The organism is Corynebacterium camporealensis, from assembly GCF_000980815.1.
In the GTDB taxonomy this organism is placed as follows: Bacteria; Actinomycetota; Actinomycetes; order Mycobacteriales; family Mycobacteriaceae; genus Corynebacterium; species Corynebacterium camporealense.
In genome coordinates this window covers 1,410,837-1,427,260 of record NZ_CP011311.1, presented here as the reverse complement: position 1 = coordinate 1,427,260, position 16,424 = coordinate 1,410,837, and the positions used below count along the sequence as shown (strand labels likewise).

Below are 16,424 nucleotides of genomic sequence, written 5' to 3'. Positions count from 1 at the left end.
CTAGCCCAACAGGCGCGGGGCAATAATCGGCACGGCGATGTCGATTTGCCACGGCCGGGCTTCATCCAGCACGTCAACGAGCTGTGGGGTGTTGTGGACGGTTTCATCGCCGATGACACTCCACACCGCCTTGCGCAGCGTCGCCGGCTTGAGCAGGGTTTCCGGATCCATGTGCAGCTCCGCGGCAAGTTCGGCGAAGTCAGCCCTGATAGCTTGATATACACCCCATTGGTCCCGCGACCACAGCGGGCGCGAGGGCACGCCACCTTTCTTTTTGCGCGGCAGCTTAGCGATGCCCGCCTTCTTCACCACAGCCATCCCCGCCCGCGCCCTACGCTGGGGAAAGCCCTTGACCCGGGCGAGTTCCTGCTCGTTGCGCGGCTGTTGGCGGGCTACTTCCACGATGACTTTGTTGGGCAGCAGTCGGCTCGGCGCGATATCGCGCTTGCGGGCGATGTTGTCGCGGTGCGTCCACAGCGCTTTGGCGATACCCAGCTGGTGAGGCGACTTCAAGGTGTGGATGCCGCGCAGGTCCTGCCAGTGCTGTTCGGGAGGGGCAGTGATATCGGCATGCTTGTCGACGATCGCCGCGAACTCCTCGTACGCCCAATCCAGCTTGTTCTCCTCGGCGAGGATGTCACGGAGGATTTCCGCGAGCTCAATGAGCAGCTCGACGTCCAAGGCGGCATAGGCCAGCCACTGGTGCGGCAGGGGAGTCTTCGACCAGTCGGAGTCGCCGTAGCCTTTTTCCAGCTCGACGCCGAGGAGTTCTTCGACCATGCCGCCTAAGTTCGGATGGGCGAACCCCGCCATGCGGGAGGCCAGTTCTGTGTCGAAAAGTGTGCCCGGATACAGCCCGAGCCAGGCGAGGGAAGGCAGGTCGGAGGGGGCGGCGTGGATGATCCAGGGGGCATCGTTAAGCACGGGTGCTAAGGCTGCGTGCAATTCCGGGCGCAGGCCTTCGGGTGCCAACAAAAAGGTGCCGGCCCCGCGACGGCGAATCTGGACCAAAAACGCGCGGTCGTCGTAGCGATAGCTGGACGCGCGTTCGGTGTCGATGGCAAAAGGGCCAGTACCTGCCGCCAACTGTGCAGCGGCATCCTGGAAGTCCTGCGGGGTGTTTAAGACCGCAGGAATGCCATCAGCAGGGGTGCTGCGCAGCATTAGCGGCCGAGCTCGGTTACGCCCTCCGGTGGCAGACCAGCGACGTTAGCCAGCACGTGCGCGAAGGCCTCCACGTGGGGAGCCAAGTTCAAATCCGCAGCGGTCCAGGAAGCGCGCATCTCCAGCTGATAAGCGCGCGGTGGGCCGCCGATTTCACCAAAGCGTACCGATGCCGTCGAGGTCACCGTGCCACCCAAGTTGGTGTGGGTGGCCTGCTCGAGGCCTTCGTTGAGCCATTCCCAGGCGACATCGGGAAGCATAGGATCGCCAGCCACGGCGTCGTCCATGTCGGCCTGAATATAGGCCACCAGACGCATAGCGCCCTCCCAGGATTCTTCCGCACCCGGGTCGTGGAGCAGGATGAGGCGGCCAAAAGCATCGCCCTGGGCGTCAGTGGGCACGATGTCCGCAGGGTCATTATCGCCGACCTCTAAGCCGACGGCATGGCTAAACGGCGCCAAGCGCTGCGGAGGGCGAATGCTGCCCAAAGAAATCTCCGGGCGCAGCTGCGCGGCGTGCATGGACTCGACCGCCTGGGTGAAAGCAGACGGTGGGGTTACATCGGAATTGCTCACGAGGATCAAGCTATATTTTTCCCCGCCCGCGCGGGGGGAGGCGCGCCGAAAGAGGAAATGGCATCTGCGCCGTATCCAACTTATGATGGATATGTATTTTCCGCCCCGATGTCGAAGGAGCCTATTTCATGGCGAAGCTTAACTACGAAGAGCTCAACAAGGTACAGCAGTACTCCCAGCACGCGGTATTCCAGGTCATCCCTGGCGCTTTGGGCACCGAGCGCGACGAGGCCATCGCGCAGGCGCAGGAGTTCTTCGCTGCGCTGGCCGACGAAGGCAAGGTCACCGTCCGCGGCATCTACGATCTTTCCGGCATGCGCGATAGCGCCGACTACATGATCTGGTGGCACGCCGAGGAGTTCGCTGACATCCAGGCTGCTTTTGCCAAGTTCCGTCGCGAGACCACCCTGGGCCAGGTCTCCGAGGTCACCTGGGTCGGCAACGCACTGCACCGTCCGGCGGAGTTCAACAAGTCGCACCTGCCGTCCTTCATCATGGGCGAGGAGCCAGGCGACTGGATTTCCGTTTACCCGTTCGTGCGTTCCTACGACTGGTACACCATGGACGAGCAGAAGCGTCGCCGCATTCTTGCCGAGCACGGCATGCAGGGCCGCGACTACCCGGACGTGCGCGCTAACACCGTCCCGGCTTTCGCGCTGGGCGATTACGAGTGGATCCTGGCCTTTGAGGCTCCGGAGCTGCACCGTATCGTCGACCTGATGTACCTGATGCGCTACACCGAGGCCCGCCACCACGTGCGCGAGGAGATTCCTTTCCATACCGGCCGTCGCGTCAAGGACGTTGCCGAGTTGATGGCGATTCTGCCTTAATTCTGTGTGACTTTAAGCGCCTGGTTTCGGCCAGGCGCTTTCGTCGTTTTATACGGCGGCTTAGTCCCTAGGCGCCGTCGACTGGCTTTTCCTCGAGGTCGAGGCAAATGGAGTTGATGCAGTAGCGCAGGTCGGTTGGGGTGTCGTAGCCTTCGCCTTCAAAGACGTGGCCTAGGTGTGACTCGCAGTTGGCGCACAGCACCTCGGTGCGGCGCATGCCATGCGAGGTGTCTTCGCGCTCGATGATTTTGTCGCCTGCGAGTGGGGAGAAGAAGGACGGCCAACCGCAGTGGGAGGCGAACTTCTCAGTGGAACGGAAGAGCTCGGCACCGCAGGCGCGGCAGGAGTAGACACCTTCGGTGGTGGTGTTGGTGTATTCGCCCACGTGCGGCGGTTCGGTGCCGCCTTCGCGCAGCACGTAGTACTCCTCGGCGCTGAGTCGCTCGCGCCATTCGGTATCCGCCATCAGCTTGAAATCAGTCATGCAGCGCAGTGTAATCGCCTCGGCGCTGGGTTAGCCACCATCCGGCGATGGTCACGGTGCTGACAATCAGCAGCAGCGCCCAGCCCAGCGTAGGCATATAGGTGTTGAGCCAGCGGTCGTCCCAATCCAGTGGCGCCAAGAATAAAAAGGCAGCCAGCCATGCGCCCCAGGAGTGGAAGACCGAACGCGCCATAACGACGCTGAACATCATGGGGAAGAGCCACATCGAGTAGTACTGCTGGCCAAGCGAGGACAGGAAGAAAATACCTGCCATGAGGATGCCCGTGGTGTGCAGCGCCCAGAAGGTGGGCTCGGTTGTGCGCCAGCGCAGCAGCAGGAGGATGCCGGCGGCGATGACTGCGGCCATCGCTAGCCAGACGGCCCAATACAGCACCGAGGGGGCGTCGAAGTAGGCGCGCACGCCGGGCCAGGAGGAGTTGGCGTAGTCGCGGGTGGTGCCTAGATAGGGCACGAGGTTCTCCAGATAGCCGCCGGCACCTGGGACGAGCGGCCAGGCGACGAGGTTGAGGCCGACGGGGATGCCCAGGCCGACAAGGATGGAGCGCCACTCCAGGCGCACTAGTGGCAGGAAGAGCAGCGGGGCGAACTGCGGCTTGACGACGATCGCCAACCCAATCGCCACACCCGCCATCCACAGCAATGCGGTGCGGTTGGTCTCTAGTCCGCGGAGGAAACCCCACAAGAAGATGGCCAAGGCGAGCAGGAGTAGGCCGTTGATGTTGGTAAAGGCCAGGGTGTTGGTGACGGCTTCGGAGGCGAAGGCGAGGGCTAGGGACATCGGAAAGAGCACGCCCGATAAGCGATGGCCCACGATGCGGGTAAGGAGCGCCAGTGCGCCAATGATGGCTGCGGCGTTGAGCAGGATGAAGCCCTCGCGGGCGCCGGATCCGATGAGGCCGAGCGGGGAGAGGAGGAGAGTCGCACCCGGGTTGTAGAGGTAGAGCGGGTCGACGTGGTGGTAGGCCTGCTCGTAGACCGGAACGCCTTCCCAGAATCGGCGCAGGGCAGAGTAGACGGTGGTGAAGTCGTCGGTGCCGGTTGCCGGGAAGGCGCTAAAGAATACGCGATGGACAATAAGCACTATGGCGATAGGCCAGAGTGCTGTGCGTACTAGGTCGTGTTTCACGAAGCCACAGTCTATTGGTCTTTATCGCGCCCGTAGCGCAGAAACACCGTGCCGTCGTCGTCGGCGGCGACGTTTTCGAGATTCATCCGGAAAGTCTTCGGGTCCTTCTCGGTCGGTGCCAGGGTGGTCTGGATGGCAGTGCCGATATGCGCGTCGATGGTGTGGTAGAGCTGGTCGAGCTGTCCGGAGGCGATGACCTGGCCATAAAGCTTCGGACCACCCTCACAGAGAATCTTTGTCCAGCCCTGTGCGCGCAGGGTGTCCATGCAGGCCTCGACGGTTCCATCGCCGGAATCGAGGATGATGGCGCCGACGTCCTTTTGGGCCTGGATGTATTCCTGGGCCTCGTCGGACTCCAACACGTGGTGGGGGATAAGCAGGTAGGGCGGGGTGTCGATGTTTTCCCACATCCGGTAGTTGATCTCGAAGCTCAGCTTCGTCGTCGGGATGGCCAGGGGTGCAGGATCAGGGCGCGCCTCGGTGGGCTTGGGGCTGGAATACTGCTCTTTCATGAACGTGCCCGCGCCGACCATGACGACATCGGCCCAATCGCGCAGGGCCTGCATGAGTTTGGTGTCGTTGTCGTTGCCCAGCGGACCGGAGGTGCCATCGATGGTGGCTGAGCCATTAATCGTGCCCACGGATACCGCGCGCACGCCTTCGTCTAGGTCGGGGCCAACGAGTTCTGCAATGCTAACCATGTGACCAGGGTATTAAAAAAGTCGGCCGCGGGGGCCGACTAATCGTGGTGGTCCTTACTGGGATTGAACCAGTGACCTCTTCGGTGTGAACGAAGCGCTCTCCCACTGAGCTAAAGGACCGCGTGTTGCACTAAGGAAACTTACACCTATGGGGCATCGGAAAGCCAATTGCCTGCTCAGGCTGAAATTACATCTGTGTCGTTTGGCTCGTGGGCCGTGCGGGTGGATTCTTGGGGTAAGCAGGGGATTTGGAATCTGCGGCGGGGCAAGATAAAGTTTGTTCTCGCACCGCACCGAGTGTGGTTGTGAATGCGGATGTAGCGCAGTTGGTAGCGCATCACCTTGCCAAGGTGAGGGTCGCGAGTTCGAGTCTCGTCATCCGCTCCAAGACTTTCTTTGGAAAGTCTTCCCGCGCGATTAGCTCAGCGGGAGAGCGCTTCCCTGACACGGAAGAGGTCACTGGTTCAATCCCAGTATCGCGCACAAGGACTTCTAGTCCTAGAAACCGGGCCTGGTTTCGAATGCGGATGTAGCGCAGTTGGTAGCGCATCACCTTGCCAAGGTGAGGGTCGCGAGTTCGAGTCTCGTCATCCGCTCCAACACACTTGTGTGTGAGGCGGTATCGCCACGGTGGAATGGCCGAGTGGTGAGGCAACGGTCTGCAAAACCGTGCACACGGGTTCGATTCCCGTTTCCACCTCAATGTCTTAACGCCCTATTGCGGCGTTGGGCGCGATTAGCTCAGCGGGAGAGCGCTTCCCTGACACGGAAGAGGTCACTGGTTCAATCCCAGTATCGCGCACAGGCGTCTTTCGACTGCAAGGTCGGAGATTTCCAATGCGGATGTAGCGCAGTTGGTAGCGCATCACCTTGCCAAGGTGAGGGTCGCGAGTTCGAGTCTCGTCATCCGCTCAACTAAGCGGCGTCCTTCGGAACGTCGCTTTTCGCATGTCCAGGTGGCGTTGTGGTTTGGGATCACCAAAGGACCCGGTGGTTACCGGGCTTTCGGCGTTTCTGGGGGCGGACAGGTTTTCCTTGTGGCAGGTTGAACGTAGTAGGGTTTCGCCCTAGTACGCCCACGGTGGGACCCATTCGACTTTGCCTCTGATTCTTAGCAGTTTGCCGTTTCTTCGTTCGTTGCCATCATCGTTTCTTCCATTGTGATGGTCACACGCTGTGGTCAGATTCGATGGGTTGGTCTCGCCGCCGTATTTCCAGGCCACTATGTGGTGGACCTGACACTCATCGGCACCTTTGAGGCAATGTATCCACGGACAGACCGGGTTTTCGGCCTTCGCCATGGTTCTTTGTTTGAAACTTGCGGTTCGTTGAGTGCGGTAGAGGTTAACCGGGCCTTCGACCGGGTGGATGAGGGTGGCGTAGCCGTGGTCGGTAAACATCTGCTGCACTAACTGAGCACCGGTGATCTTGGCGCCATTGGTCATTTGCAGCACGATGTCGTCGCCTTGGCCATCGACAATCTTGTCCAGCTCGTCGAGGTTGATGACCACATGGGTGGTCACACCGGTTCCTTGCACTTTGCCGCTGCGCAAGAATTCTCTCACGGACTCGATGGTGGGGAACATATCGCGAAGCTGGGCGATCAACTCTGAGTCGCCGGTGAGGCGGTAGGTCCACTTATCCGTCTTGGAGCGGGTCAAAGCGGTCCCGTCTTCCGGTGGCTTAGGCGGATCGATAAACCGCTTGGCCACAGTGCCGATTTTGCTGGCTGGCACATCGGCACACGCGATGCGGAACTTGTAACGGTCCACGTGCTTCTTGATACGCCGGGCCTTCTTTTCAATCTCTTGCAGGGTGGACAGGTCGTGCGGAGTGTTGCGGGACTTGGCTTGAAGCTGGGTATACGGGGTCTCTCCGAAATAAATGTCCGAGAGCGTGAGGAGCTCGCGGGAGAATTTCCGTGGGAAACCTAGATTCTGTAGATGCGCATTGGTCAGCGCCGCGACCTCGGAGAGAGTCTCCATAGGCGCGGTGAAAGCTTGAGCAAGTGCATCTAATTTGTTCATGCCTCTAACGCTAAAGGGACGTTGTCAAGGCCCGCTAGAGGAAATTTTCAGCCTGTGGATAACTGCGAAATTTCGCGAAAAATTGGCCGATCTTGGTGACGTGTCAACGAAAATTCTGTGGATAACTCCCGGTAGGACACAATTTGTTGGGCCGTGGCGCTATGAATAAAAAGTGAGAAAGTTCATGTTCGGGAACTGTTATCGGTGAGGCGACGACTAATTGGGCAACATCCTAAGTGGGCGATGGTCCACGCTAAGATGTTCGTTAATTCATCTGCACGACAACCCAAGGAGAGCGAATGTCCGCACGTGTCCGCGGTATTGGTCTGGCACTCGGCGCAAGCGCGATGCTCGCAGTAGCACCGCCAGCTTTTGCCCATGACGTGGTGGTGGGAGGAAATGTCGAAGAAGGACAGACCCTCGATGCCTTCCCGGAAGAGATCACGCTAGAGTTCTCCGCTATCCCGCGTGAGGATTTCAATACTTTTGCGGTGACGGACACCTCGACCGAAGAGGTGTTATTTACCCAAGAGCCAGAGGTTGATGGTCGCGATCTGACTATTGAGACCCCGGCTGATGTGAATCCGGGCCCGGGCGACTACCAGGTCGGTTTCCAGATCACCTCTTCTGATGGTCACGCCACTCGTGGTGGAGTGACTTTTAGTGTCGCCGGCGCGGAAGATTCAGATGCAGCTTCCGCGGAAGGTGATGAGGCAGAAAACACCGAAGCGACCACGGATGAAATTCCAGCTGGTCTGAAGTGGATTCTGGCAATCGGTGCGGTCTTTGCTCTGTTGGCTGTTGTTGCGATGTTGTTTTTCAAAAGCCGTAATTACGGCTCGAAAGGACTAGAAGACAATGAATAAGTTCGCACTTGGTACCGCAGCAGTTCTGGCGGGACTGTCCCTGACGGCATGCTCGCCGAATGAGGAGCCGGCTGAGGAGACGGTGGCATCGGAAAGCGCTGCGGCACCGGAGTTGAGCTTTGAAAACGCTGTGGTGCGCGCGGCTGAAGAAGGCAAGGAAATGACTGCTATCTTCGGCGAGCTGGTCAACGATGGTGAAGAGGATGTCGCTATCACTGGCTTTAGCAGCAACGCGGATGCGGATAGCAACGAAATTCATGAGACCGTCGATGGTCAGATGCGCGAGATGACCGAGCCGCTGGTGGTACCGGCAGGCGAGACGGTGACTCTGGAACCAGGTGGCGCGCACTTCATGCTCATGGGCCTGCATACCCCAATTCAGGCAGGTGAGACCGTCGAGCTGACCCTGCAACTGGAAGATGACCAGGAGCTGGACCTGGGCGAGATTGAGGCCCGCACCATGGGCGCCGGTGATGAAAACTACGGTGACCTCGAGGGTGGCGAGATGGACCACGGCGACATGGACCATGGCGAGATGGAGCACGAAAGCTAAACATGACTGGAGTAAGCAGGCGCGGATTCCTAGGCGGGGCGACCATTGCGGCAGGTGCAGCGGCGGTAGCTGGCTGTTCCAACGCCGAAGAGGACGCGCCTGCAGTCTCCGCAGCGGAAACTGATAACCCGGTTCTCAAAGATGCCATCGTGCCTTTCGATGGCGAACACCAAGCAGGAATTTCCACCCCGGTGCAGGCCAATTTGCAGTTGGTGGGTTTTGATTTGCAGGAAGGCGTCGATAAGCAGGGCCTTGCCAACCTGCTGCGGCTGTGGACTGCAGATGCCCGGAACCTCTGCACGGGGGAGACGCCGCTGGGCAGCCTGGAGCCGGAGATGGTGCAGGCGCCGTCGAATCTGACGATTACGTGCGGTTTGGGTGAGCCCGTGTTTGAGCTGTTGGACGTCGATAAGCCGGAGTGGCTGGGCGACGTTCGCGAGTTTGAACGCGATGAGCTGGACCCGCAGTGGGGGCAAACAGACTTAGTGCTGCAGATTTGCTGCGATGACCCGGTGATGGGTTCGCATGCGCTGCGCCATATGGTGCGTGCGGGTTCGTCGTATGCGGACGTGGTGTGGCTGCAGTCGGGCTTTTCTGATGCCTTTGGCGCGCGCGAGAAGTCCGAGACGCCGCGTAACCTTTTTGGCCAGATTGATGGCACGGTGAACCCGCGCGAGCCGCAGGAATTCGCCGACCAGGTGTGGATTGATGAGGGCCCGGAGTGGGCCCAGGGCGGCAGCGCGATGGTGGTGCGCCGCATCCGTATGAACCTGGATACGTGGGAGGAGTTGGACCGTCCTAGCCGTGAGGATTCGGTGGGGCGCAAGCTTTCCGATGGCGCACCGCTGACCGGCAACGACGAACACGACGAGCCGGACCTGGAGGCCACCGATAAGTATGGCCTGCCCGTGATTAATCCGAACTCGCACATGGCACTATCGCGCCCGCCGGCAGATAAGCCGAACCAAAAGCTGTTGCGCAGGCCGTATAACTACGACTTGCCGCCGGATCCGCAGACCCCGGACCAGCTGTCTAATGCGGGTTTGATCTTTATTTGCTACCAGAAGGACCCCACGGAGCAGTTCGAGCCAATTCAGGCACGCCTGGATGAATCGGACATCCTCAACACCTGGATTAGCCATATCGGATCGGCGATGTATTTCTGCCCGCCGGGTACGGAAGGCGAATCTTGGTGGGCGGAGTCGCTAGTTGATAGCGCGAAACTGTAGGATAGTTGCCTGGAAATTTAAATAGTGCAAGCGGCCAGGTATGCCGCCTGCACGTGAGCGCAAAGGAGCGCAACAGTGGCGGAAGTTATTCCAGCAGTACCGGTTAACTACGAGTCCTTCACGGTCCCAGCGGGCACCGCGATTGGTGCGGCGATGCGGGAACTCGAGTTGCCGAATAAGGGCCCGGAGGCCGTAGTCGTCGCACGTGACGGGGAAGGCACGCTGCTTGACCTCTCGCACGTACCGGAGGCAGACCTGGTGGTCACCCCGGTTGCCGCGTGTGAGGAAGACGGTCGCGCGGTTGTTCGCCACTCGTGTGCCCACGTGCTGGCACAGGCTGTGCAGGCAGAATTCCCGGGCACCAAGCTGGGTATCGGTCCGGCCATTGAAAACGGCTTCTACTACGACTTCCAGGTCGATGAGCCGTTTACGCCGGAGGCTTTGAAGGCCATCGAAAAGCGTATGAAGAAGATCATCAAGACTGGTCAGCGCTTTGAACGTGGCGTGTACGCCGATGCCGATGAGGCAGCGGAAAAGCTTGCCGATGAACCCTTCAAGCTCGAGCTCATCCAGGACAAGGCCAACGTCGACCCGGATTCGGATGAGGCCACCGAGGTTGGTGCGGGCGAGCTGACCTACTACGACAACGTCAACCCGCGCACCAAGGAAGTCGAGTGGTTTGACCTCTGCCGTGGTCCGCACCTGCCGACGACCAAGTACATCCCGGCCTTTAGCCTGACCCGTTCCTCGGCAGCCTACTGGCGCGGTGACCAGTCCAAGGCGGACTTGCAGCGCATCTACGGCACCGCCTGGGAGTCCAAGGAGGCTCTGCAGGCGTACCAGACCATGATGGAAGAAGCTGAAAAGCGCGACCACCGTCGTCTTGGTGCGGAGCTGGACCTGTTTAGCTTCCCGGACGAGATTGGCTCGGGCTTCCCGGTCTTCCATCCGAATGGTGCAACGGTGCGCATGGAGATGGAAAACCACTCCCGCAATCGCCACCTGGCCGATGGCTACTCCTTTGTGAACACCCCGCACATCACCAAGGGTGAGCTGTTTGAGAAGTCTGGCCACCTGGACTTCTACGCTGAGGGCATGTTCCCACCGATGCAGCTTGACGGCGAGACCGACGCTGAGGGCAACGTCACTAAGCAGGCGCAGGACTACTACGCCAAGCCGATGAACTGCCCGATGCACAACCTGATCTTCGCCTCGCGTGGTCGCTCCTACCGTGAGCTGCCGCTGCGCCTGTTCGAGTTCGGTACCGTGTACCGCTATGAGAAGTCCGGTGTGGTCCATGGCCTGACCCGTGCCCGCGGCTTTACCCAGGATGACGCCCACATCTACTGCACCGAGGACCAGCTCGAAGAAGAGCTCAGCAAGGTTCTGGACTTCATCATCTCCCTGCTGCAAGACTACGGTCTGAGCGATTTCTACCTGGAGCTGTCCACCAAGGACCCGAACAAGTTTGTTGGCTCCGATGAGATCTGGGATCGCTCCACCGAGATTCTGGAGCGCGTGGCACATAACTCCGGTTTGGAACTGGTTCCGGACCCGGCAGGTGCTGCGTTCTACGGCCCGAAGATTTCCGTGCAGGCCCGCGATGCGATTGGTCGTACCTGGCAGATGTCCACCGTGCAGCTGGACTTCAACCTGCCGGAGCGCTTTGAGTTGGAATACACCGCACCGGATGGTTCCAAGCAGCGCCCGATCATGATCCACCGTGCACTCTTCGGCTCCATTGAGCGCTTCTTCGGCGTGCTGCTGGAGCACTATGCCGGTGCATTCCCAGCATGGCTGGCTCCGCACCAGGTCATTGGTATCCCGGTGGCGGATGATTTCGCGCCGCATCTGGAGGGCATCGCAAAGCAGCTGCGTGAACGCGGCATCCGCGCTGAGGTGGATACCTCGGATGACCGCATGCAGAAAAAGATTCGCAACCACACCACCGGCAAGGTGCCATTCATGCTGCTGGCCGGTGCGCGCGATGTGGACGCGGATGCGGTGTCCTTCCGCTTCCTCGATGGCAGCCAGGTCAACGGCGTGCCTGTCGATGAAGCCATCAACCTGATCGACACCTGGGTTAAGGCACGTCGCAACGAGCAGCCGAGCGAGGAGCTCATCAGTGCCGAGCGATAGGGAAGAATACGTCGACTCTGGCGCGGGGGACCCGGACCGCCTGCAAAGGCTCTGGGCCCCGTACCGGATGGCGTATATCTCCGAGCGCAAGGAAGACCCCTTCGTCGAAGCGCCAAAAGGCAGCGACGAGGACGGACTGATCATTGCGCGCGGTAAGAAGGTCTACGCCCTGCTGAATCTCTTCCCCTACAATGCAGGGCATCTGATGATTGTGCCCTATCGCAAGGAATCAGAACTCGAAAACCTCACCGGCGAGGAAACCGCTGAGCTCATGGAATTTGCACAGAAAGCTGTGCGGGTTCTCAAACACGTCTCCCACCCGGAGGCTATCAACGTGGGCTTTAATTTAGGGCGTGCCTCCGGCGGCTCGGTGGGCGATCACCTGCACATGCATGTGGTGCCGCGCTGGCCTGGGGATAGTAACTTTATGACCATCCTGGATGGCACCAAGGTTCTGCCGCAGTTGCTGCAGGACACCCGCGCGTTGCTCGCGCAGGGTTGGAAGGAGATTGATTCGCATGCTTAGCGTGCACGGGCGTAAACCCGCCGCTGTGGTGGTGGAGCCGATCGCCAAAATCTTCTTGAAAATGGGCCTGACCCCCAACGCGGTGACGGTCGTGGGCACCTTGGTCACCATCGGCATTGCCGTGAGCCTGATTCCGACCGGCCACCTGGTGTGGGCTGCGGTCCTATCGGGTCTGTTTGCAGCCTTTGACATGCTCGATGGCACGATGGCGCGCATGACCCGCGGTGGGTCGAAGTTCGGCGCGATTCTGGATGCGTCCTGTGACCGCATCACCGACGGCGCGCTTTTTTGCGCCATCGCTTGGTGGCTGATTTTCACCGACAACGCGCATGCCTCCACCGTGGTGGCTTGCATGATCACCCTGGTCTCCTCGCAGGTCATTTCCTACGTTAAGGCCAAGGGTGAGGCGCAAGGCTTCACGATGGTCGGCGGCCTCGTCGAGCGCCCCGAACGCCTCATCGTCGGCCTGGTCGGCATCGGCTTGGAGGGCCTGGGTCTGCCGTGGGCGATTGAAATCGCGCTGTGGGCACTGGCCATTGGTTCGATTTTTACCGTCTACCAGCGGCTGATGATTGCCGCGCGTCAGGATGAATCCTAGATGTTTTCTCGCGAAGACCTCTCCGCCGCAGCCTATATGGCCGGCTGGAAACTCATTCGTCTGCTACCGGAGTCTGTTGCGCAGTGGCTGTTTCGCACCATCGCGGACAAGGTCAGCGACGACGGGCGCGGCATGGAGCAGCTACGCCGCAACCTCACGCGTGTGGTGGGGGCAGAAAACGTCACCCGTGAGCTGGTGCGCGATTCGATGCGTTCGTACATGCGCTATTGGCTCGAGGCCTTCCGCCTGCCGAGCATCCACAGCGACCCGCGCCTGCATGAGATTTTGGAAGCCAACGTCGAGGGCATCCCGGAATTCGACCGCATCATTAAGACTGGCCGCGGCATGATTTTGGCACTGCCGCATTGCGGCAACTGGGACATGGCAGGGGTCTTCCTCGTCGGTCACTTCGGCCAGTTCACCACGGTGGCCGAGCGACTCAAGCCTGAGAGCCTTTTCGATGCCTTCGTCGCCTACCGCGAGGAACTTGGATTTGAGGTACTCGCGCACAAGGGAGGGGAGACCCCGCCTTTCGGCAGGCTGAAGGAAGTGCTCGAAGCAGGTGGCGTGGTCTGCTTGCTGGCTGAGCGCGACCTGACGCGCACGGGCGTGACCGTGGATTTCTTCGGCGAGGAAGCCAACATGGCGGCTGGTCCAGCGCGTTTGGCCCAAGAAACTGGTGCCTCGCTCCACGCGGTCGATGCGTGGTTCGAAGGCGACGCCTGGGGCCTGGCTCTGGGCCCGGAAATTGAGGTCGACAACGTCCAGGACACCACCCAAAGGATGGCGGATCAGTTCGCGGACAACATCGCGAAGCATCCGCAGGACTGGCACATGCTGCAGCCGCAGTGGAATGTAGATATTGCCAAGCGCCGGAGGAAGCGTTAATGCGGATTGGGATTATCTGCCCTTATTCTTTCGACGAGCCCGGTGGTGTGCAGGCGCACATCATCGATTTGGCGACCGTGCTCATCGAGCAAGGCCACTTCGTGCAGGTCCTCGGCCCGGCCGCACCGGATACGCCACTACCGGACTTTGTCGTTCGCGGTGGGCGCTCCCTGCCGATTTCTTATAACGGCTCCGTCGCACGCCTGGCCATTGGCCCGCAGGTGGGCCGGCGCGTCAAGCGCTTTATTCGCCGCGGCAACTTCGACGTTTTGCACATCCATGAGCCGAACTCGCCCAGCTTTTCGATGGCGGCACTTGCCATCGCACAGGGCCCCATCGTGGCCACGTACCATGCGTCTGCGGCAAGCTCGCTGGTGTTGAAGCTGGCCAAGCCCTTCTTGTCGCCGATTCTGGAGAAGATCCGCGGCGGCATTGCCGTATCCGAGATGGCCCGGCGTTGGCAGGTTGAACAGCTTGGCGGCGACCCGGTGCTCATTCCGAATGGTGTGGATACGTCCGTCTACGCTAAGGCGCGGCGGGAGCCGACTAAGCCGCCAGAGATTGTGTTCTTGGGCCGCCTCGATGAGCCGCGCAAGGGCCTGGATATCCTGCTTGAAGCCTTGACTATGGTGGATTCGGAGGTACGTGTGACCGTCATGGGCGGCGGGCGTGCCCGGGAAATTGAAGGCATTGACTTCCGCGGTCGCGTCAGTGATGCAGAAAAGGCCGAGACTCTAGGCCGGGCGGATATCTACGTCGCGCCGAATACGGGCGGCGAGAGCTTCGGCATCGTGCTTGTGGAGGCCATGGCGGCTGGCTGCGCGGTGGTGGCGTCGGACTTGGAGGCTTTCGCCGCGGTCGGTGATGCCGATTCGGAGACGCCAGCGGCGGCGCTGTTTAGCAACGGCAGCGCGAAGGACTTGGCGCGCGTGCTCAATCAGTTGCTGGAGAATCCGCAGGATCGAGCCGCGCTTATCGATGCCGGCATCGCCCGCGCCCGCACCTACGACTGGGACCACGTCGTAGCCGCGGTCCTGCAGGTCTACGAGACGGTGCAAGATGGCACCGTGGTGAGGACGAAGTAAATGGCTTTTGAAGCAGTAGTTGTTCTCATCATCGTCGTCCTGGCGTTGGCCTGGGCCTATTTCACCGCGCAGCGGCTCAACACCTTGCACATTCGCACTGATGCCGCGCGAGCACAGCTGACAGCGACATTGGATAGGCGAGCAGCAGTCGTCGCAGTACTGGATCCGGAACTCGAAGAGCTGGCACAGCGCGCGGAGATGACCACGGATTTGGCTGAGCGCATTGAGGTCGAACAGGAAATGTCGAACGCGATTGCGCAGGCATTCCCCGACAAGCCTGCACAGCTTGCCGATGCCGAAGCCCGCGTCCAGCTAGCCCACCGCTTCTACAACGAAGCGGTCAGCGATACCCGCGCGCTACGCTTGCGCCCGCTGGTACGTATTTTCCGACTCGGCGGGACGGCCCCGTTGCCTGAATTTTTTGAATACTAACGTCTCGCGCACCAGCCACACCACGGAGAGCACCGCCATCACGACGATGATGCCGTTGCGAGCTGCCAGCGCATAAGCCGGAGCAAGGTCGGCTAGGTTCATAATCCCTTCGTAGTTGAAGGGGAAGACGTAGGTTCCTAGCGCGGCGGCGATAACGCACAGGACCGATAGAATCCAGGCAAAGGTGTTGCGACCTTCCTGGCACAAGAAGACCGCCAGGACTGGGCCGAGCCAGACGATGTACTGCGGGGAAAAGACCTTGTTGGCCACCAGCAGCAGCAAGATGATGGTGATGAAAAAGACCATGGTCTTGCGCGGATTCCAACCGCCCATGAGGAAATGCCCAATGGCCCAGGCCAGGGCAAAGACGATGGCTACGACCATCGCAACAGAGGAAATCTGCTGTGCAAACTCCACGCCCGGGCCGGTGATTTCGAAGCTCTTTGACGCGGCATAAGAAACGTCGAAAGAGGCCGGATCGTGGTGGCCTTGGAGCATGGCGATGGTGGCAGGAATCGATTCGACCTGCAGACCACGATCGTCCTGATAGGTCAGCGGGGAGATAAGGCGGTCGAATCCGCTGGTGGCCACGGTAAACAGACACAGGGCAACGAGGGTGCCGAAGAAGGCCGCCAGGCGAGTCCAGGTGCCGCGGTGGTTGAAACGGCCCACCAGACCTGCGGCCAGGACACCCGGCCAGAGCTTCATGGTGGTCGCAAAAGCTAGGCAGGCGGCTGCCCAGTGCGGACGTGTTGCCAACAGCGCAGCGGCTGCCGCGACGGCAACGCCGGGGAAGAGGTCGAGGCGCCAGACAAACACGTGGCCAGCCGCGGTGCCGAAAAGGACCCAGAACCAACCTGCCAGGAAGACCTGCGAACGCCCATCGTGGTGGCGCAGCAGGAAGGCGAGGAAGAGGGCATCGATAAGCAGCATCATGACCGTAAAGGCAATGTAGTAAGCATCGATGCGATCGCCGACAATCCAGCCCAAAATCAGCGTGGGCCAGACACCGGCGTGTGGGTACTCGGTCATCATCGTCGGGTCATCGCCGAAGATGCCATAGAAGTAGTAGGCGACATCGCCACGCGCGCTGTGGTTTTGCAGGATGAAATAGCCTAACAGCAGGCGGAATGCGACCCAGCCGGCCCAAACGCCGGGGACAGAGAGAATCTTATGCATG

Annotated in this window: 17 protein-coding genes and 7 tRNA genes; 16 read left to right on the top strand and 8 right to left on the bottom strand. The window is 60.4% G+C overall.

The features are described 5' to 3' along the window. Together UL81_RS06690 and UL81_RS06685 are read right to left on the bottom strand one after the other, a co-directional pair. Window positions 1–1,164: an HRDC domain-containing protein gene (locus tag UL81_RS06690; RefSeq protein WP_046453412.1), complete on the bottom strand. Its 1,164-nt coding sequence runs from the start codon at window positions 1,162–1,164 to the stop codon at window positions 1–3. Then, complete coding sequence (locus UL81_RS06685) at window positions 1,164–1,748, bottom strand: DUF3000 domain-containing protein (protein WP_035104862.1); 585 nt, start codon at window positions 1,746–1,748, stop codon at window positions 1,164–1,166. The genes UL81_RS06690 and UL81_RS06685 overlap by 1 nt, the downstream gene beginning before the upstream one ends. A gap of 119 nt (window positions 1,749–1,867) precedes the next feature. Between UL81_RS06685 and hemQ the strand changes: the two genes are divergently transcribed. After that, a complete protein-coding gene (gene hemQ / locus UL81_RS06680) occupies window positions 1,868–2,569 on the top strand; it encodes a hydrogen peroxide-dependent heme synthase (protein ID WP_035104860.1) in 702 nt (233 codons plus the stop codon). Between the two features lie 67 nt (window positions 2,570–2,636). On the opposite strand, the gene msrB is transcribed toward hemQ, so the two are convergent. From msrB to UL81_RS06660, 4 genes are all read right to left on the bottom strand, one after another. Further along, the gene (gene msrB, locus UL81_RS06675; RefSeq protein ID WP_035104858.1) at window positions 2,637–3,053 is read right to left on the bottom strand and encodes a peptide-methionine (R)-S-oxide reductase MsrB; all 417 of its coding nucleotides are present in this window, start codon (window positions 3,051–3,053) and stop codon (window positions 2,637–2,639) included. Continuing rightward, window positions 3,046–4,200 carry a glycosyltransferase family 87 protein gene (locus tag UL81_RS06670; protein WP_035104856.1) on the bottom strand — a complete coding sequence of 385 codons (1,155 nt, stop codon included), beginning with the start codon at window positions 4,198–4,200 and terminating at the stop codon, window positions 3,046–3,048. The genes msrB and UL81_RS06670 overlap by 8 nt, the downstream gene beginning before the upstream one ends. Before the next feature lie 11 nt (window positions 4,201–4,211). Beyond that, a complete protein-coding gene (locus UL81_RS06665; protein ID WP_046453411.1) occupies window positions 4,212–4,901 on the bottom strand; it encodes a dihydrofolate reductase family protein in 690 nt (229 codons plus the stop codon). A 45-nt stretch (window positions 4,902–4,946) separates the two neighbouring features. Further along, window positions 4,947–5,021 (bottom strand) — tRNA-Val (locus UL81_RS06660). Window positions 5,022–5,212: 191 nt separating this feature from the next. On the opposite strand from UL81_RS06660, the gene UL81_RS06655 reads away from it, so the two are divergent. The 6 genes from UL81_RS06655 to UL81_RS06630 all read left to right on the top strand — a co-directional run bounded on the left by UL81_RS06655 (window position 5,213) and on the right by UL81_RS06630 (window position 5,813). After that, a tRNA-Gly gene (locus UL81_RS06655) sits at window positions 5,213–5,288 on the top strand. A gap of 24 nt (window positions 5,289–5,312) precedes the next feature. Next, window positions 5,313–5,384: transfer RNA gene (locus UL81_RS06650), tRNA-Val, on the top strand. A 40-nt stretch (window positions 5,385–5,424) separates the two neighbouring features. Then, window positions 5,425–5,500, top strand: a tRNA-Gly gene (locus tag UL81_RS06645). Between the two features lie 30 nt (window positions 5,501–5,530). Next, window positions 5,531–5,601 (top strand) — tRNA-Cys (locus UL81_RS06640). Between the two features lie 30 nt (window positions 5,602–5,631). Next, window positions 5,632–5,703: transfer RNA gene (locus UL81_RS06635), tRNA-Val, on the top strand. A gap of 37 nt (window positions 5,704–5,740) precedes the next feature. Then, window positions 5,741–5,813 (top strand) — tRNA-Gly (locus UL81_RS06630). A 155-nt stretch (window positions 5,814–5,968) separates the two neighbouring features. On the opposite strand, the gene UL81_RS06625 is transcribed toward UL81_RS06630, so the two are convergent. After that, window positions 5,969–6,928: an HNH endonuclease signature motif containing protein gene (locus UL81_RS06625; protein WP_035104854.1), complete on the bottom strand. Its 960-nt coding sequence runs from the start codon at window positions 6,926–6,928 to the stop codon at window positions 5,969–5,971. Between the two features lie 299 nt (window positions 6,929–7,227). On the opposite strand from UL81_RS06625, the gene UL81_RS06620 reads away from it, so the two are divergent. From UL81_RS06620 to UL81_RS06580, 9 genes are all read left to right on the top strand, one after another. Next, window positions 7,228–7,794, top strand: a complete 567-nt coding sequence (locus UL81_RS06620) for a copper resistance CopC family protein (protein ID WP_035104853.1) — start codon at window positions 7,228–7,230, stop codon at window positions 7,792–7,794. Then, window positions 7,787–8,347, top strand: a complete 561-nt coding sequence (locus UL81_RS06615; RefSeq protein ID WP_035104851.1) for a copper chaperone PCu(A)C — start codon at window positions 7,787–7,789, stop codon at window positions 8,345–8,347. Before UL81_RS06620 ends, UL81_RS06615 begins: the two co-directional genes overlap by 8 nt. Before the next feature lie 2 nt (window positions 8,348–8,349). After that, window positions 8,350–9,576, top strand: coding sequence for a Dyp-type peroxidase (locus tag UL81_RS06610; RefSeq protein WP_035104849.1), 1,227 nt, complete (start codon window positions 8,350–8,352; stop codon window positions 9,574–9,576). A 75-nt stretch (window positions 9,577–9,651) separates the two neighbouring features. Further along, window positions 9,652–11,715, top strand: a complete 2,064-nt coding sequence (thrS, locus tag UL81_RS06605) for a threonine--tRNA ligase (RefSeq protein WP_046453410.1) — start codon at window positions 9,652–9,654, stop codon at window positions 11,713–11,715. Further along, window positions 11,702–12,241, top strand: a complete 540-nt coding sequence (locus UL81_RS06600) for an HIT family protein (protein ID WP_035104847.1) — start codon at window positions 11,702–11,704, stop codon at window positions 12,239–12,241. Before thrS ends, UL81_RS06600 begins: the two co-directional genes overlap by 14 nt. Then, a complete protein-coding gene (pgsA, locus tag UL81_RS06595; RefSeq protein WP_035104845.1) occupies window positions 12,234–12,839 on the top strand; it encodes a phosphatidylinositol phosphate synthase in 606 nt (201 codons plus the stop codon). Before UL81_RS06600 ends, pgsA begins: the two co-directional genes overlap by 8 nt. Then, window positions 12,840–13,727 carry a phosphatidylinositol mannoside acyltransferase gene (locus UL81_RS06590; protein WP_035104843.1) on the top strand — a complete coding sequence of 296 codons (888 nt, stop codon included), beginning with the start codon at window positions 12,840–12,842 and terminating at the stop codon, window positions 13,725–13,727. Further along, the gene (locus UL81_RS06585; RefSeq protein ID WP_035104840.1) at window positions 13,727–14,812 is read left to right on the top strand and encodes a glycosyltransferase family 4 protein; all 1,086 of its coding nucleotides are present in this window, start codon (window positions 13,727–13,729) and stop codon (window positions 14,810–14,812) included. Before UL81_RS06590 ends, UL81_RS06585 begins: the two co-directional genes overlap by 1 nt. Beyond that, complete coding sequence (locus UL81_RS06580) at window positions 14,813–15,244, top strand: LemA family protein (protein WP_035104837.1); 432 nt, start codon at window positions 14,813–14,815, stop codon at window positions 15,242–15,244. On the opposite strand, the gene UL81_RS06575 is transcribed toward UL81_RS06580, so the two are convergent. After that, window positions 15,170–16,423, bottom strand: coding sequence for a glycosyltransferase 87 family protein (locus UL81_RS06575; RefSeq protein WP_035104834.1), 1,254 nt, complete (start codon window positions 16,421–16,423; stop codon window positions 15,170–15,172). The two genes, UL81_RS06580 and UL81_RS06575, sit on opposite strands and share 75 nt — an antisense overlap. Window position 16,424: the final 1 nt, after the last annotated feature.

Bases quoted from the DNA above. Each gene is read 5' to 3' on its own strand.
- UL81_RS06610 (WP_035104849.1), top strand. From the start codon at position 8,350: ATGACTGGAGTAAGCAGGCGCGGATTCCTAGGCGGGGCGACCATTGCG.
- UL81_RS06615 (WP_035104851.1), top strand. From the start codon at position 7,787: ATGAATAAGTTCGCACTTGGTACCGCAGCAGTTCTGGCGGGACTGTCC.
- pgsA (WP_035104845.1), top strand. From the start codon at position 12,234: ATGCTTAGCGTGCACGGGCGTAAACCCGCCGCTGTGGTGGTGGAGCCG.
- UL81_RS06665 (WP_046453411.1), bottom strand. From the start codon at position 4,901: ATGGTTAGCATTGCAGAACTCGTTGGCCCCGACCTAGACGAAGGCGTG.
- UL81_RS06580 (WP_035104837.1), top strand. From the start codon at position 14,813: ATGGCTTTTGAAGCAGTAGTTGTTCTCATCATCGTCGTCCTGGCGTTG.
- UL81_RS06625 (WP_035104854.1), bottom strand. From the start codon at position 6,928: ATGAACAAATTAGATGCACTTGCTCAAGCTTTCACCGCGCCTATGGAG.
- UL81_RS06620 (WP_035104853.1), top strand. From the start codon at position 7,228: ATGTCCGCACGTGTCCGCGGTATTGGTCTGGCACTCGGCGCAAGCGCG.
- UL81_RS06590 (WP_035104843.1), top strand. From the start codon at position 12,840: ATGTTTTCTCGCGAAGACCTCTCCGCCGCAGCCTATATGGCCGGCTGG.
- UL81_RS06690 (WP_046453412.1), bottom strand. From the start codon at position 1,164: ATGCTGCGCAGCACCCCTGCTGATGGCATTCCTGCGGTCTTAAACACC.
- hemQ (WP_035104860.1), top strand. From the start codon at position 1,868: ATGGCGAAGCTTAACTACGAAGAGCTCAACAAGGTACAGCAGTACTCC.
- UL81_RS06585 (WP_035104840.1), top strand. From the start codon at position 13,727: ATGCGGATTGGGATTATCTGCCCTTATTCTTTCGACGAGCCCGGTGGT.
- msrB (WP_035104858.1), bottom strand. From the start codon at position 3,053: ATGACTGATTTCAAGCTGATGGCGGATACCGAATGGCGCGAGCGACTC.
- UL81_RS06575 (WP_035104834.1), bottom strand. From the start codon at position 16,423: ATGCATAAGATTCTCTCTGTCCCCGGCGTTTGGGCCGGCTGGGTCGCA.